General features: G+C 69.1%; 11 protein-coding genes. 5 read left to right on the top strand and 6 right to left on the bottom strand.

The genetic code is table 11. The features are described 5' to 3' along the window. Positions 1 to 44: 44 nt before the first annotated feature. The 6 genes from glgX to glgA are packed head-to-tail and all read right to left on the bottom strand — an operon-like array spanning position 45 to position 10,622. Positions 45 to 2,195: a glycogen debranching protein GlgX gene (glgX, locus tag AC1RB9_RS14660; protein ID WP_003113651.1), complete on the bottom strand. Its 2,151-nt coding sequence runs from the start codon at positions 2,193 to 2,195 to the stop codon at positions 45 to 47. Between the two features lie 12 nt (positions 2,196 to 2,207). After that, complete coding sequence (locus AC1RB9_RS14655) at positions 2,208 to 2,513, bottom strand: DUF2934 domain-containing protein (protein WP_003162292.1); 306 nt, start codon at positions 2,511 to 2,513, stop codon at positions 2,208 to 2,210. Then, on the bottom strand, positions 2,510 to 5,290 hold the full coding sequence (locus tag AC1RB9_RS14650; RefSeq protein WP_003162291.1) for a malto-oligosyltrehalose synthase: 2,781 nt from the start codon (positions 5,288 to 5,290) through the stop codon (positions 2,510 to 2,512). Before AC1RB9_RS14650 ends, AC1RB9_RS14655 begins: the two co-directional genes overlap by 4 nt. Further along, positions 5,283 to 7,337, bottom strand: a complete 2,055-nt coding sequence (malQ, locus tag AC1RB9_RS14645) for a 4-alpha-glucanotransferase (RefSeq protein WP_003450646.1) — start codon at positions 7,335 to 7,337, stop codon at positions 5,283 to 5,285. Before malQ ends, AC1RB9_RS14650 begins: the two co-directional genes overlap by 8 nt. Next, on the bottom strand, positions 7,330 to 9,081 hold the full coding sequence (gene treZ / locus AC1RB9_RS14640) for a malto-oligosyltrehalose trehalohydrolase (RefSeq protein WP_003162792.1): 1,752 nt from the start codon (positions 9,079 to 9,081) through the stop codon (positions 7,330 to 7,332). The genes malQ and treZ overlap by 8 nt, the downstream gene beginning before the upstream one ends. Beyond that, the gene (gene glgA / locus AC1RB9_RS14635) at positions 9,081 to 10,622 is read right to left on the bottom strand and encodes a glycogen synthase GlgA (RefSeq protein WP_124123186.1); all 1,542 of its coding nucleotides are present in this window, start codon (positions 10,620 to 10,622) and stop codon (positions 9,081 to 9,083) included. The genes treZ and glgA overlap by 1 nt, the downstream gene beginning before the upstream one ends. Before the next feature lie 367 nt (positions 10,623 to 10,989). On the opposite strand from glgA, the gene AC1RB9_RS14630 reads away from it, so the two are divergent. The 5 genes from AC1RB9_RS14630 (at position 10,990) to AC1RB9_RS14610 (ending at position 14,804) form a co-directional block, all read left to right on the top strand. Further along, complete coding sequence (locus AC1RB9_RS14630; RefSeq protein WP_003113659.1) at positions 10,990 to 11,355, top strand: DUF3509 domain-containing protein; 366 nt, start codon at positions 10,990 to 10,992, stop codon at positions 11,353 to 11,355. A gap of 328 nt (positions 11,356 to 11,683) precedes the next feature. Further along, positions 11,684 to 12,781 carry a DUF3182 family protein gene (locus AC1RB9_RS14625; RefSeq protein ID WP_003132135.1) on the top strand — a complete coding sequence of 366 codons (1,098 nt, stop codon included), beginning with the start codon at positions 11,684 to 11,686 and terminating at the stop codon, positions 12,779 to 12,781. Next, the gene (locus AC1RB9_RS14620) at positions 12,778 to 13,554 is read left to right on the top strand and encodes an alpha/beta hydrolase family protein (protein WP_003110771.1); all 777 of its coding nucleotides are present in this window, start codon (positions 12,778 to 12,780) and stop codon (positions 13,552 to 13,554) included. Before AC1RB9_RS14625 ends, AC1RB9_RS14620 begins: the two co-directional genes overlap by 4 nt. Positions 13,555 to 13,679: 125 nt before the next feature. After that, positions 13,680 to 14,132, top strand: a complete 453-nt coding sequence (locus AC1RB9_RS14615; RefSeq protein WP_003088965.1) for a ferritin-like domain-containing protein — start codon at positions 13,680 to 13,682, stop codon at positions 14,130 to 14,132. Positions 14,133 to 14,333: 201 nt separating this feature from the next. Next, positions 14,334 to 14,804, top strand: a complete 471-nt coding sequence (locus AC1RB9_RS14610; RefSeq protein WP_003088967.1) for a hemerythrin domain-containing protein — start codon at positions 14,334 to 14,336, stop codon at positions 14,802 to 14,804. Positions 14,805 to 14,807 lie beyond the last annotated feature (3 nt).

Below are 14,807 nucleotides of genomic sequence, written 5' to 3'. Positions count from 1 at the left end.
CCGACTGGAGGTGCCGGGGGCGGTTCAGCTTTTTTCCCCGCCGTTCATCCTTCCGCTCCGGCGCCCGGCGGTTGTAGCTCGAACAGCAGGAAACTGCGGCCGCCGACCAGGAACTCGCTGGCGAACGGGTAGCGTTCGCCGAGCGGGTCCTCCGGCCGTTGGGTATCCAGCAGGCAGGTCCAGCCGCTGCCCTCGGCCACCTCGGGAAGACGGAAGGACACCGCGTCGTGGTAGGCATTGAGGATCAGCAGCAGGGTGGCATCCTCACCGCTGCGCAGGATCCCGGTGGGTTGCGCGCGGCCATCGAGGAGCACGCCGAGACAGCGGGCGTGCTCGTCGTGCCAGTGTTCCTCGGTCATCTCCTCGCCGCCGGGCGCCAGCCAGGTGACGTCCTTGACACCCAGCGCCTCGTTGTACTCGCCGACCAGGAAGCGCCCCCTGCGCAGGATCGGATAGCGTTGGCGCAGGGCCAGCAGGCGCTGGGTGAAGGCCAGCAGCGAACGGCCCTCGTCGTCCAGCCGCCAGTCGATCCAGCCCAGTTCGTTGTCCTGGCAATAGACATTGTTGTTGCCCTGCTGGGTGCGGCTGAACTCGTCGCCGGCGACCAGCATCGGGGTGCCCTGGGACAGCAGCAAGGTGGACAGCAGGTTGCGCATCTGGCGCAGGCGCAGGGCGCGGATCTCCGGGTCGTCGGTGGGGCCCTCGCAGCCGTGGTTCCAGGACAGGTTGTGGTCGCTGCCGTCGGCGTTGTTCTCGCCGTTGGCCTCGTTGTGCTTGTGATCGTAGGAAACCACGTCGCGCAGGGTGAAACCGTCGTGGGCGGTGACGAAGTTCACCGACGCGTAGGGCCGCCGTCCACGCTGGTCGTAGAGATCGCCGGAGGCGGTTAGGCGTCGCGCCAGTTCCGGCAGCATGCCGTCGTCGCCGCGCCAGTAGGCGCGCACGCAATCGCGGAAACGGTCGTTCCATTCCGCCCAGCCGGGCGGGAAGCCGCCTACCTGGTAGCCGCCGGGGCCGCAATCCCAGGGTTCGGCGATCAGCTTGCACTTGCTCAGCACCGGGTCCTGGCGGCAGGCGACGAGGAAGCCGTGGCGCTCGTCGAAACCGTCCGGATGGCGGCCGAGGATGGTCGCCAGGTCGAAGCGGAAGCCGTCCACGCGCATCTCCGTGGCCCAGTAGCGCAGCGAGTCGGTGACCATCTGCAACACGCAGGGGTGGCTGAGGTCGAGGGTGTTGCCGGTGCCGGAATCGTTGATGTAGTAGCGGCGCTGGTCGGGCATCAGGCGGTAGTACGAGGCGTTGTCGATGCCGCGCATGCACAGGGTCGGACCCAGCTCGTTGCCTTCCGCGGTGTGGTTGTAGACCACGTCGAGGATCAGCTCCAGTCCGGCGTCGTGGAGGTGCGCGACCATCTCCTTGAACTCGTTGACCTGGCCGCTGGCGAGGTAGGCCGGGTGCGGGGCGAAGAAGGCGATGCTGTTGTAGCCCCAGTAGTTGCTCATGCCGTTTTCCAGCAGGTGCTTGTCGTCGACGAAGCCGTGGATCGGCAGCAGCTCGACGCTGGTCACCCCGAGCCGGCGGATGTGCGCCAGCAGGTCGGCGTTCATCAGCCCGGCGAAGGTCCCGCGAACCGCCTCCGGGACCTGTGGATGGCGCATGCTGAGGCCGCGCAGGTGGGCTTCGTAGATCACCGTGCGGTCCCAGGGGACGCGTACCGGCGGGCGCTCGGCCCAGGTGAAGGCCGGATCGATGACCTTCGACTTGGGCACGAAGGGCGCGCTGTCGCGCTCGTCGAAGCTGAGGTCGGCGTCGGCCGAGCCGATGGTGTAGCCGAACAGCGCCTCGGACCAGCGCAGGCGGCCAACCAACTGCTTGGCGTAGGGATCGAGGAGCAATTTGTTGGGATTGAAGCGGTGGCCGGCATCCGGCTCGTAGGGACCGTGCACCCGGTAGCCGTAGATCTGCCCCGGGTGGGCGTCGGGCAGGTAGCCGTGCCAGATCTCGTCGGTGTACTCGGGCAATTCGATGCGCTCGATCTCCTTTTCCCCGCGCGCGTCGAACAGGCACAGCTCGACCTTGGTCGCGTGGGCCGAGAACAGCGCGAAATTGACGCCGAGGCCGTCCCAGGTGGCGCCAAGGGGGAAGGGGTGCCCTTCGCTGATCCGCGAAGGGGCGGGGCTACGCTTTCTGCTCATGCACTGGACTCCTCATTCGCCCGCTTCGGGCTTGCGGCGGCTGCGCGGCTTGGCCGCCGTCGGTTTTTCGCTGGCGGGCCGCGCCGGGGACGTGGCCCTCGGCTTGCGCGGCTTGGCGGCCGGCGCTTGCAGCAGGGCCGGGGTTTCCTTGGCGGCCTTGGCCCGACCGCGGGTCTTCTTCGGTGCCGCCGCGGCGGCTTCCGCTTCGGCCAGTTGCCGGGCCATGGCCCAGTGGCGTTCGGCCTGGCCGTCGGGGCAGCCCTCGGATTCCCAGATCTGGTAGGCGAACTCTCGTATGCGTTTTTCGTCGGCGCTCATGGGGTGTCCTCCTGGGCGAGGCGGTAAAGCAGGTTGACGGGAAAGTCGGCGAGCACTTCGGACAGGCTCAGGTGCCCGTCGCTGGGCAGCGGCATGGTGGAAAACAGGCCGCTGTAGGTGCATTCGGAGAGACTCGGCGGCAGCAGCAGGCAGGTGTCGCCCCAGGCCTCGGCCGGCACCTGCGGCTGCGTGGCGTGGCCGAGCAGGGCGCAGGCCAGGCGCGGGACCACCACCAGCAGGCAACCGTGACGACTGCGCCGGGCGAAGGCCAGGACCCGCTCGGCATGCTCGCCGCTGACCTCCAGGGGCAGGTAGTCGCCGTCGCGGAACAGGCCCGGCTGCATCCGCCGCAGCCCCAGCACGCGGGCGATCAGGGTCTGCTTGATGCGACCGTCGCGCCAGTGCTCCAGCAGTTCCGGGAAGGGCGTCGGCGCGGCCAGGGCGGCGGCGTGCCGGGCGAAGTCCACCGGCCTCCGGTTGTCCGGGTCGACCAGGCTGAAGTCCCAGTCCTCGCGCCCCTGGTAGAGATCGGGGATACCCGGGCAGGTCAGGCGCAGCAGGCATTGGGCGAGGCCATTCAGGGCCCCGGCCGGCATCAGTCGCGCCGCCGCGTTGCCCAGCGACTGGCGCAGGGCCTGGGCCAGTGGCGCGCGCAGGAGCTGTTCCAGATAGCCGGCGCAGGCGCGCTCGTAGTCTTCGTCGGGCGCGGTCCAGCGCGTGCGCAGCTTGGCTTCGCGCAAGGCCTTGCATTGCCATTCGCGCATCCGCGCGAGGAACGCTTGGTCCAGGGCGGCGCCGTCGCAAGGCGCGTCGAGCGGCCAACTGCCGAGCAGGGCCTGGAACAGGATCAGCTCGTCGCCGGGACTCGGCGCCGGCCCTTCGGCGAGGTCGCGGCGCAACGGCGTGGCCAGGCTTTGCCAGTGCTCGACGTTACGCGCGAACCAGGGCGCCAGTTCACTGAGCGCCGCAAGACGGGCGCGGGCGTCCTCGCCGCGCTTGTGGTCATGGCTGGCGGTGGCCAGCAGGGCGCGCGGGCTGGCCAAGCGCCTGGCTTCGCAGGCGGCATGGAATTCCTCGGCGGAAGCGGCGAAGCGCTGCGGGTCGAAGCCGACGTCGTTGCGCGAGAGCAGGGCCGCCGAGCGATAGCAGGCGGTATCCTCCACGGCCTTGGCTGCGGTCGGCGAACTCAACTGCTGGAAGCGCGCCAGCAACTCGCCGCGCAGGCGCCGCAGCGGACCGGGCGGCAGCTCGCGCAGCGGCTGCCCGCCGAGCCAGCGTTCGAGATGGTCGAGGACCGCCCGGTCGGCTTCGTCGAGATCCTCGCGGGCCGCCTCTGCGGCATAGCGGAACACCTCGCGATCCTGCACCGAGCGACCGCAGGCCCCGGCGTAGGTACGGTAGACCGGAAAGCGCGCGAGCAACTGGAACAGCGCGCGGCGGATACCGCCCAGGGTCAGGTCGCGGCTGGCCAGGTCGGCCCGAGCCACCCGCAAAAGACCCTGGGCGAGGTTCTCCAGGTCACCGGCGAGGCTTCCCGCCAGGACCAGTTGGCGAGCCTGGTAGACCTCGTCGAGAAACGCCTCCGGGCGTCCGCTGACCCGCTGCCAGAGTTCGCGCAACGGTCGTTCGCCGCGCGGATCGTGCTGCAACAGGCTGACCTGGTTCATGAAGTCGTAGCCGGTGGTGCCGTCGCACAGCCAATCCTCGGGCAGGCGCTCCTCGCCACCGAGGATCTTCTCAACGTACAGCAGCATCGGCGCGCCGCCGCGATGGGCGCGGATCCGCTCGCTGCGGCGGCGCAGGCGTCGGCAATAGCCGCGCGGATCGGCCAGGCCGTCGACGTGATCGATGCGCAGGCCATCGAGCAGACCGTCCTCGAGCAACTGGAAGACCTTGCCGTGCACGGCCTCGAACACCTCGCCGCGCTCGACCCGCAGGCCGACCAGTTCGCTGATGTCGAAGAAACGGCGCCAGTTGATGTCGTCCGCCGCGGTGCGCCAACTGGCCAGGCGGTAGTGCTGCGCCTCGAGCAGGCGGTGCAGGCGTTGGCGAGCCTCCTCGTGGCGTTCCTGGAGTTCGCCCAGCGTGCGCTGGAGGGCTGCGCGCGGAGCGCTCTCGGCGAGCGCAGCCGCCAGTTGACGCTGCATCTCGCGCAAGGCCTCGCGGTCCTGCCGGCACTCGCGGAAACCGCCGGCCAGGGCTGACAGGCGCGGCTCGCCGCTGTCTTCCAGCAGCTCCGGGTAACTGCCCGGCCAGAGGGGGAAGCGCTGCTCGCCGTGGCTCGCCAGCAGGCGGCCGGCCTCGCGGTCCAGGCTCAGGCCGATCTCCCCGGCAGCCAGGACCTCGCCGTAGTCGCTGCGCAGGAACGGCAGCAGCACCTGGCCGCGCAACGCGGCGTCGTGGGATTCCCACTGGATGTCGAAGAAACTCGCGTAGGGACTCTCGCGCCCCCATTCGAGCACGTCCTGCCACCAGGGATTGGCGCCGCCGCCGATGCCCATGTGGTTCGGCACTATGTCCATGAGCAGGCCCATGCCGCGTTGCCGCAGCCCCTGGATCAGGCGCAGCAGCGCCGGCTCGCCGCCCAGTTCCGGATTGATCCGGGTCGGGTCGACCACGTCGTAGCCGTGGCTGGAGCCGGGCCGCGCGCGGAACAGCGGCGAGGCGTAGAGATGGCTGATGCCCAGGTCGGCGAAATAGTCCAGCCAGGGCAGGGCATCGTCGAGGGTGAAGCCGGCGTGGAATTGCAGGCGCAGGGTAGCGCGAGGCTCAATCATGGGCGGCCTCCTCGGCATCCCGGCGGCTGCGTTCGAGCAGGCGCAGGCGCCGGTCGACCTGCGGCGTTCCGAGCATCTGCGCGGCGTTTTCCGGCCAGCGCCGCCGCCAGTTCGGGTGGGCGTCGCCGGGGCCGGGCAGGTTCGGCTGCTCCAGGCTGCCCAGGGCGTCCTCCAGGGGCAGTAGCACCAACGGCGCGGGGGTTGCCCCGACATAGCCGATGCAGGCGTCCAGCGGTACTTCGGCGGCGGGGTCGGGATCGACCGGCGGTTCAAGGCTGGCGGCCAGGGCCCGGCGCTCCTCGGCGCGCAGTTCCAGGTCGGCCGCGCATTCCTCGGCGCTGCGGTGTCCGGCGCGGCCGCGCCAGTGGATGTCCCGGCCCCGCCACCAGCCGGACAGGCTCGGCAGGTCGTGGGTGCTGGTGGTGGCCATGGCGTCCGCCGGCCATTGCGCCGGGGGCACGAAGCGTTCGCCGCGCCGCTCGAAGAGCAGCACGCGGGTACCTAGCACTTGGCGGCGTGCCAGTTCCTCGCGCAGGCCTTCGGGCACGGTGCCGAGGTCCTCGCCGATGACCAGCGCCGAGGCGCGACTGGCCTCCAGCGCCAGCAGGCGCAGCAGCTCGCGTTGCGGGTAGCGCAGGTAGGCGCCGGCGTGGGGCGGCTGGCCGCGCGGGATCAGCCAGAGACGTTGCAGGCCCATCACATGGTCGATGCGTAGCCCTCCGGGCCAGGCCAGGTTGGCCCGCAGCATCTCGCGGAATGCCCGGTAGCCGTGGCGGCGCAGGCCTTCGGGATTGAACGCGGAAACGCCCCAGTCCTGTCCGGACTGGTTGAGGATGTCCGGCGGCGCGCCGACATTCACTTCGGCGAGCAGCTCTTCCTGCCGCGACCAGGCCTGGCTGCCGCCGCCGTCGGCGCCCACCGCCAGGTCGGCGACCAGACCGATGGCCATACCGGCCTCGCGCGCCTGGCGCTGGGCATGTTGCAGGCAACGTTGGGTCAGCCACTGGCCGAAGGCACGGAAGTCCACTTCCTCGGCGTGATCGGCGCAGAACGCGGCCACCGCCGGCTCGTCGGGGCGGCGCAGCGGCTCCGGCCAGCGTCTCCAGTCGGGGCCGGCGCCCAGGTGCGCCTGCAGGGTCTCGAAGCGGCAGTGGTGCAGCAGGGCCTCGCCGGCTTCGCGGCGGAATTCGGCGAGGTCGTGGCGCAAGGGACTGGCGCGCTCGGTGAAGTCGCGGTGGAGTTGGCGCAGCAGGCGCATGCGCAGGTCCGCCGCCGCTGTCCAGTCGATCAGCTCCAGGCTCTCCAGGCGGGCCATCTCCGCGGCCAGGCCGGCGCGACGGATCGCCTGTTCCACCGCCGCCGCGCCGAGAATGGTCGCCGGCGCGGCGTGCAGGACATTGAAGAACAGCCGGCTGGACGGCGAGTAGGGGCTGTAGGCATGTCCGTTGGCCTCGGCCAGGGCGTGCAGCGGGCTGATCGCCAGCGCGTCGGCGCCATGCCGCGCGGCGCTGCGCAGCAGGTCCTCGAGGGCGGCGCTGTCGCCCAGGCCGCCGTCGCCGGGGCGGCGCAGGGCATAGACCTGGGCGGCCAGACCCCAGCGACGCGAGCGACCCGGGGCGAGGCTGGCCAGGGACGGACAGCTCGGCGGCGCCATCGCCACCGCCCATTCCCGCTGCTCCAGCGACAGCTGCGCATAGCCACTGCGGGCCTGCGCCGGCAGGCGGCCTTCGGCGTCCAGGCGCAGGGCGATCCGCGTGCCGTCCTCGTAGACCAGCTCGCCCGGGGTGCCGGCGGGGCCGAGCGCTTGCTCCAGCGGCTGGCCGCATTCGCCGACCAGCAGTCCGAGGTTGGCGCTGTCCTCGCGCAGCCGGGCCAGCGCGGCCAGGCTCTGTTCGATCTGTTGCGGACTCTGCGCCGGATAGCCGAGTGCTTCCAGCAGGCCGCGCTGGACCTCCGGGTCGACCCGCTGCGGCCGTCCGTTGGCGTCCTGCCAGTCGAGTTGCAGGCCCACGGCGGCGGCCAGTTCGGCCAGGCGTGCGTCACTCATGGGCGGGCTCCAGGCTGACCGCGATGCTGCGGGGACTTAGGCGGCCGCGGCGATACTCGGCACAGGCGAGGTTGTCGAGGAACAGCACCCAGGTGGTGGCCGCCGGCGGCTCGACTTCCGCTTCGAGCGGAGAAGGGTTGAGGTCGATTCGCCAGTCACTGCCGTCACCGAGTCGCCAGCGCGCCGACAGCGCGGCGCCGGCGATGGTGGTAACCCCCAGCGAACGGGCGCCGCGCAGGCGCGGGATCAGGTGTTCATGACGGATTTCCAGCAGTTGCCGGTAGAAGCCGCGCCAGGCCGGGTCGCAATCGGCCAGGCCGGGACGCGAGCGCTCGAAGGTCTCCACCGCGTTTGGGTCGGGGAGCGAAGCCAGGGTGGCGCCCTCGCCGAAGCGGCCGAACTCGCCGAACTCCTTGCGTCGTCCCTCGCGGACCGCGTCCGCCAGTTCGCCCTGGTGATCGGTGAAATACAGGAACGGTTCGCGCGCGGCGCATTCCTCGCCCATGAATAGCAGCGGAATCATCGGCGCGAGCAGTTGCAGCGCTATCGCCAGACGCAACGCCTGGGGTTCGGCGAGGACGCTGAGACGCTCGCCGAAGGCGCGGTTGCCGACCTGGTCGTGGTTTTGCAGAAACAGCACGAAGGCGTCCGGCGCCAGGTCGGCACTCGGTTCGCCGCGCGGCCGGCCGTGGCGGTTGGCTTCGCCCTGGTAGACGAAGCCTTCGGCCAGGCAGCGCGCCAGGCAGCGCAGCGGCTCGGGGTAGTCCTGGTAGTAGCCGTCGTTCTCGCCGGTGAGCAGGACGTGCAGCGCATGGTGGCCATCGTCGTTCCACTGTGCGTCGTAGCCCTGGCGCAGCAGGCTGGCGCGGTTGTCGTCGTTCTCCAGGACCAGGTGCACATGGCGCTCGGGGCCGGCGGCGCCGCGCAGGCGGCGGGCCATCTCGACGAGGAACGCGCTATCGGGAATCGCGTGCACGGCATCGAAGCGCAGGCCGTCGACGCGATAGTCGAGCAGCCACATCAGGGCGTTCTCATAGAAGAACTCGCGGACTTCGCCGCGACGGAAATCGATGGCCTGGCCCCAGGGCGTCTGCCGGTCGTCGCGGAAGAACGCGGCGGCGTACTGCGCGAGGTAGTTGCCGTCCGGGCCGAAGTGGTTGTAGATCACGTCGACGAAGACCATCAGGCCCATGCCGTGAGCGCTGTCGATCAGATGCTTGAGTTGCTCGGGCGTGCCGTAGGCCGACGCCGGGGCGAACGGCAGCACGCCGTCGTAGCCCCAGTTGCGGCGACCGGGAAACTCGCCCAGCGGCATCAGCTCCACGGCGGTCACGCCCAGTTCCACCAGGCGCGGAAGGAAGCGCTCGACCTCGGCGTAGGAGCCGAACAGGCCGACGTGCAGCTCGTAGATCACCGCTTCGTGCCAGGGCCGCCCGCGCCACTCGTCGACGCGCCAGGCGTAGGCGTCATGGTCCAGCACCTGGCTGTCGCCATGTACGCCGTCGGGCTGGAACTGCGAGGCCGGGTCCGGCACCCCGGGGCGGCCATCGATGCGGTAGCGGTAGCGGGTGCCGGGCGGACAGGGCAGGGTCGCCTCAAACCAGCCGCTGTCGCTGCCTTCCAGCGGCCAGTCGCGGCCGTCGGCGGTCTCGACCCGGACCTCGCGGGCGTCCGGAGCCCAGAGGCCGAAGCAGGTCCGGCCGTTGCCTTGGAACTGGGCGCCGAAGCGGCGCCGGATCGCCATCACTGGCGTACCCCGCGCAGGGCCGGAGCGGTATTCCTCAACAGGCGCCGGTACAGGCGGTTGTAAGGCTCCACCGAGTCGCTCCAGAACATCGGCGCGGCCATCGCCTTGCAGCGCATGGCGTTGAGCAGCGAGGGACAGTGGTAGACGTTGATCGCGCGCATCACCGCATCGAGGTAGCTCTGCGCGGTTTCCTCACGGAACAGGAAGCCGGTGACCCCGTCGACGATGGTATCGGCGAGGCCGCCGGTGCAGCGCGCGATCGGCAGCGAGCCGAAGCATTGCGCATAGAGCTGACTGAGCCCGCAGGGCTCATAACGCGAGGGCATGAGCAGGAAGTCGCTGCCGGCGTAGATACGGCGGGCCTCGGTCTCGTCGAAACCGATGTGCACGCCGACCTGGCCGGGATGACGCCGGGCGAGTTCGAGCATGGCCTTCTCCAGGTTCGGCTCGCCACGGCCGATGCTGACCAGACGGCCGCCGGCCTGGAGCAGGGCATCGCTGATCTCCAGGGTCAGGTCGATGCCTTTCTGCTGCACCAGGCGCGAGACCACCGCGAACAGCGGCCCCTTGCCCGGCTCCAGGCCGAAACGCTCCTCCACGTAGCGCGTGTTGGCGCGCTTGCCGGCCCATTGGCGGGCGCTGAAGCAGGCCACCAGGTGCGGATCGCAGTGCGGCTGCCAGCTATCGTCGATACCGTTGACGATGCCGCTGAGCTGACGCTTCTCGACCTTGTACTTGAGGATGCCGTGCAGGCCGCAGCCGTATTCCGGGGTAGTGATTTCCTGGGCGTAGGTCTCGCTCACCGTGGTGATGTGGTGGGCATGGGCGATGCCGGCCTTGAGGAACGACAGGCGCCCGTGGAACTCCATGCTTTCGTGGCTCAGCGCTTCGTCGGGGAGGCCCAGTTCGGCGCTGCATTGCAGGTCGCAGAGGCCCTGGTAGGCGAGGTTGTGGATGGTAAACAGGCTCGGCGTGCGCACGCCGTTCCAGGCCATGTAGGCCGGCGTCAGCGCCGACGGCCAGTCGTTGGCGTGCACCAGGCCCGGTTGCCAGCCCTGGGCGCCGTGTCCGCCGGCGATCTCGGCGGCGGCCAGGCACAGGCGGGCGAAGCGCAGGTGGTTGTCCGGCCAGTCGTTGCCCTGGTCGTCCATATACGGCGTACCCTCGCGCTCGTAGAGCAGCGGGCAGAGCACCAGCATGACTTCCAGGCCGTCGTCGAGGGTCACCAGGCCGATCTCGCAGGGCGGGATCGCCGCCCGGCCGGGCAGGCTGCCGATGATCCGCAAGTCGCGGCAGCGCTCCAGCACCTGGCGATAGCCGGGCAGCAGGACTCGCACCGAATGCTCGCGCTTGAGGACCCTCGGCAGCGCGGCGGAAAAGTCGCCGAGTCCGCCGACCTTGACGAAATCGCTGAGCTCGGCGGTAACGAAGAGTATCCGATCCCTCTGTTGCGGCGGGTCCTGCGGGTGCAGCAGCGACGGAAAAGCGGTCAGTACCGCGGGTTCTTCCAGGCAAACGCCTGCAACAGAATGTCCCATGTCATCCTCCGGTCGTACGTTGTCCTTGGCGTTGGTCGATCGGACTCCGTCGCGCCGTGGCATGGGCGAAGTCCTTGCTAGGGGTGACCGGAGGGGAGCGCCGGAAGTTTAGTTTTTTTTACCGGTGGCTCGGCTTGCGAGAAGCCGCGCCAGGGGGTTGCAGGCGAGACGACGGGCGCAACGGGTTGCCGAATGCAAGGCTCGGCAGGGGTTTTCTTGCAAATTGCAAATATCAATTCGCCGCTTTGTTTTTCAACCTATTGATTTATAAGAAATTAATTTTCAAGAAGAATTGGTACGCCTTCTGCTCGAAAGGGATGCGCCTGATTACCGGCGTCAAAGAATCTGATGAGACAGGAGGCCAGCAATGCTAGATACCGATGAAAACGTGGTTGAGTACCTGGAAGAGCATTTCAAGGATGTGCGCGTCAGTTGCGAACCTCGCCCTGACGGCGCGTTGCTGGTGACCTTGCGTAATAACCAGGGCAAGCGCCTGATGAGCCGGGCGATCTCCGGCCAGGAGCAGAGCAGCCCGCTGTTGCTGAACCAGGTGCTGGAACGCATCCGCCGGGACCTGATCATCGACCAGGGGCCGTTGCAGACGCGCGACAGCGACTATTTCCGCAAGCGCATCGACCTGCTCACGTTCCGCGACAGCGACAACCAGCATCTCACTCATCGCAAGGTCCTGGTCGCCGGCGGCAAGCTGCGCACCATGAGCCTGGCTCGCTGAGCCGGCTGTTTCAGCGCCGGGGCGGCCAGGCGCCGACCCGGCCTTCCGACGCATGGTCCGAACCAAATCCGCTCTCGTACCCTCCATCTAGAACTCATACCAACGATGGAGGCGGACATGCGTTTTTCCATTTCTGCATCATCGGGTGCGCCAGCGACGAGTCCACGCAACCCATCCGGGGACCCGGACGAATACCCGGTTCCTGACCACGAAAGCCACGTCCCCCAGGAGTTCCCGGAAGAAGTTCCGATGGAACGGCCCGACGAAGAGTCCCTCTCGCCCATACCGGAGCCCTGAACGCCGGGTCTCCATCCAGGAGGAGCGGAACATGAGCGCAGACCCTCGGCAGAGACTGGTGGTGGCCCATAGCGTCGATCCCGCGGCCGCCGAACATGAAGTGCAGGGCAACCTGGCCCTGGCGCGCTGGCTGGCGGAAGTCCAGAAGCTGGAGTTCGGCGGCCGCTACGAACCCGAATTGCACCAGCGAGGCCCCCTCTACCTGGTCCCGACCCGCACCCTGGTCGGCAGGGAGACCGCCGTGCGCCTGGGCGTGAACAGTGACGAAGATCTGCTCGGCGGTTTCGTCGAGCACGCGTTCATCGCCGGCAAGGCCATCGTCCATCCGCTGCCGCGCGGCGGCGTGGCGCCGGAAGGCTGGAACCCGCTGTTCGCGGAGAAGGTCCGCGACGTCGTGCTCAACGGCGTCAGCGTCTTCAGCCTGGCCGACGCACACCGCGCCGGCGCCCGCCTGCTCGCCGAAGGACCGGTGCGGGCCAAGCTGGCGGAGGCCTGTGGCGGCCTCGGCCAGTACGTGGCGCACGACCTCGACGAACTGGACGGCTGGCTCGGCGGGCTGGAGGAGCGCCAGTTGGCGCAGGGCCTGGTACTGGAAGCCAACCTGGACGGGGTCGTTACCCATAGCGTCGGCCAGCTCCGGGTCAACGGCTTCCTGCTGAGCTACCACGGTCAGCAGCACCAGACCCGCAACGCGCGCGGCGAACTGGTCTACGCCGGCTCTGACTTGCTGGTGGCGCGCGGTGGCTATGCCGAGCTGCTGACCCTGGACCTGGCCCGCGAGGTGCGCCAGGCCATCGAGTACGCGCGGATCTTCGACACCGCCGCGGCGATCTTCTTCCCCGGCTGCTTCGCCTCGCGGCGCAACTACGACATTGCCCAGGGCCGGGACGGCAACGGTCGGGAGCGCTTCGGCGTGCTCGAGCAGTCCTGGCGGGTCGGCGGCGCGAGCAGCGCCGAGATCGCCGCGCTGGAGGCCTTCCGCGCCGACCCGGGACTGCCCGCGGTGCGCGCCGCGTCGTTCGAGATCCACGAAGACAAGCGCCTGCCGGACAACAGCCGGGTGATCTACCGCGGCCCCGACGAACACGGCGACTTCCTGCTCAAATATGCGATGACGGGGGAGGCATGACGGCGAACAGCGAACGCATCCGCATCGGGGTCGGCGACGACCGGATCGAAGGCACCTTCCTCAGCCCCCGGGCGAAGGTCCCCGGCGTGCTCTTCGTGCACGGCTGGGGCGGCAGCCAGCAGCGCGACCTGAAGCGCGCCCAGGGCATCGCCGGGCTCGGCTGCGTGTGCCTGACCTTCGACCTGCGCGGCCACGGCGCGGAAAGCGGGCGCCAGGCGCTGGTGACGCGCGAGGACAACCTGCAGGACCTGCTCGCCGCCTACGACCGGCTGGTGGCCCACCCGGCCATCGACAGCCAGGCGATCGCGGTGGTCGGCACCAGCTATGGCGGCTACCTGGCGGCGATCCTCAGCCAGTTGCGCGCGGTGCGCTGGCTGGCCTTGCGGGTACCGGCGATCTACCGCGACGAGGACTGGCTGACGCCCAAGCTGCTGCTCGACCGCGAGGACCTCATCGAGTACCGCGGCAGCCTGATCCCGGCCGCCAGCAACCGAGCCCTGCAGGCCTGCGCGGGATTCCGCGGCGATGTGCTGCTGGTGGAGTCGGAGTTCGACAGCTATGTGCCGCACTCGACCATCATGAGTTTCCGCGCCGCCTTCCAGCAGACCCATTCGCTGACCCACCGGATCATCGACCACGCCGACCATGCGCTCAGCAGCGAGGCGGCGCAGGACGCCTATACCTCGATCCTGGTGGACTGGATCACCGAGATGGTGGTCGGCGAACGTCTCAGCATCACCCCGGCCTACGCCACCATCCATCCGGCTTTCTGAACGCTCCGCGACGGCGAGCCTCCCACCTTCCGTGGGCGCTGGTTGCTGCCCACGTTCCGTGCCGGCAGGCGCCGGCGCCGACAGACGCGAGAAATCCCGGACAGCTCCGGGCCAAGGAGAGCGAAATGAACCAGACCAACCTCGACGACACCCTCGACGTACTCAACGACCTGCTGCAAACCAGCAAGGATGGCGAGGCCGGCTTCCAGGCCTGCGCCGAAGACCTGCGCGATCCGCAGTTGAAGGCGGCGATGCTGGAGCAGAGCCGCGACTGCGCCGCGGCTGCCGACGAGCTGGAGCGGATCGTCCTGGAACTGGGTGGCAAACCCAAGGACAGCACCAGTTTCGCCGGTGACCTGCATCGGCGCTGGGTCGACCTGAAGTCACTGGTCACCGGCAAGGACGAAGAGGCGGTGCTCAACGAATGCGAGCGCGGCGAGGATGTCGCCAAGCAGCGTTACCAGGCGGCGCTGGAAAAACCGCTGCCGGCGGAGATCCACCAGGTGATCGAGCGCCAGTACCAGGGCGTGCTCCGTCACCACGACCGGGTCCGCGCCCTGCGCGACGCCCGCGCCTGAGGCCCGGTGCCGCGAGGGGAATGCCATGAGGCGGTCCCGGGCCTTGCTGCGCGACGGCCAGGAACCGCGCTCATTGCGGATCTCCGCGTTTCCGCTGATCGAGGCGACCGCCCGTCCTCGTGACTGAACTCGGCGGAGGAGCGCGCGCTCAGCCAGAGAGAGTGCCGGAGCACTCGGATAACAAACCGATGAGGAGCGACCATGAACGCCATCGAATTGCTGGTCCATGACCACGAGACCGTGAAGAAACTGCTCAACGAACTCAGCGAGACCACCGAACGGGCGCTGAAGAAGCGCAGCGAGCTGCTGGGCAGGCTGGAGCTGGAACTGGTGCTGCACACCGCCATCGAGGAAGACATCCTCTATCCGGCGATCAGGGACAGCGGCGGCAAGGAAGAGCTGAAGATGTACTACGAGGCCAAGGAGGAACACCGCACGGTGGACTCCCTGGTCCTTCCCGACCTCAAGCGCACCCGCCCGGACACTGTGCAGTTCGCCGGCCGGGTCAAGGTGCTCAAGGAACTCCTGGAGCACCACATCGAGGAGGAGGAGGGCGAGCTGTTCCCGCGCGCCCGGCAATTGCTCGACGCCGCCGCCCTCAAGCAACTCGGCCAGGCCATGCAGCAGCACAAGAAAGAGCTGAAGGCGCGCCTGGAAAAACGGGCGGCCTGAGGC

The sequence above is a fragment of the Pseudomonas sp. 20-5 genome, from assembly GCF_056782835.1.
Note: the sequence above shows the minus strand (reverse complement) of the source record. Positions and strands in the feature narration are given on the sequence as shown.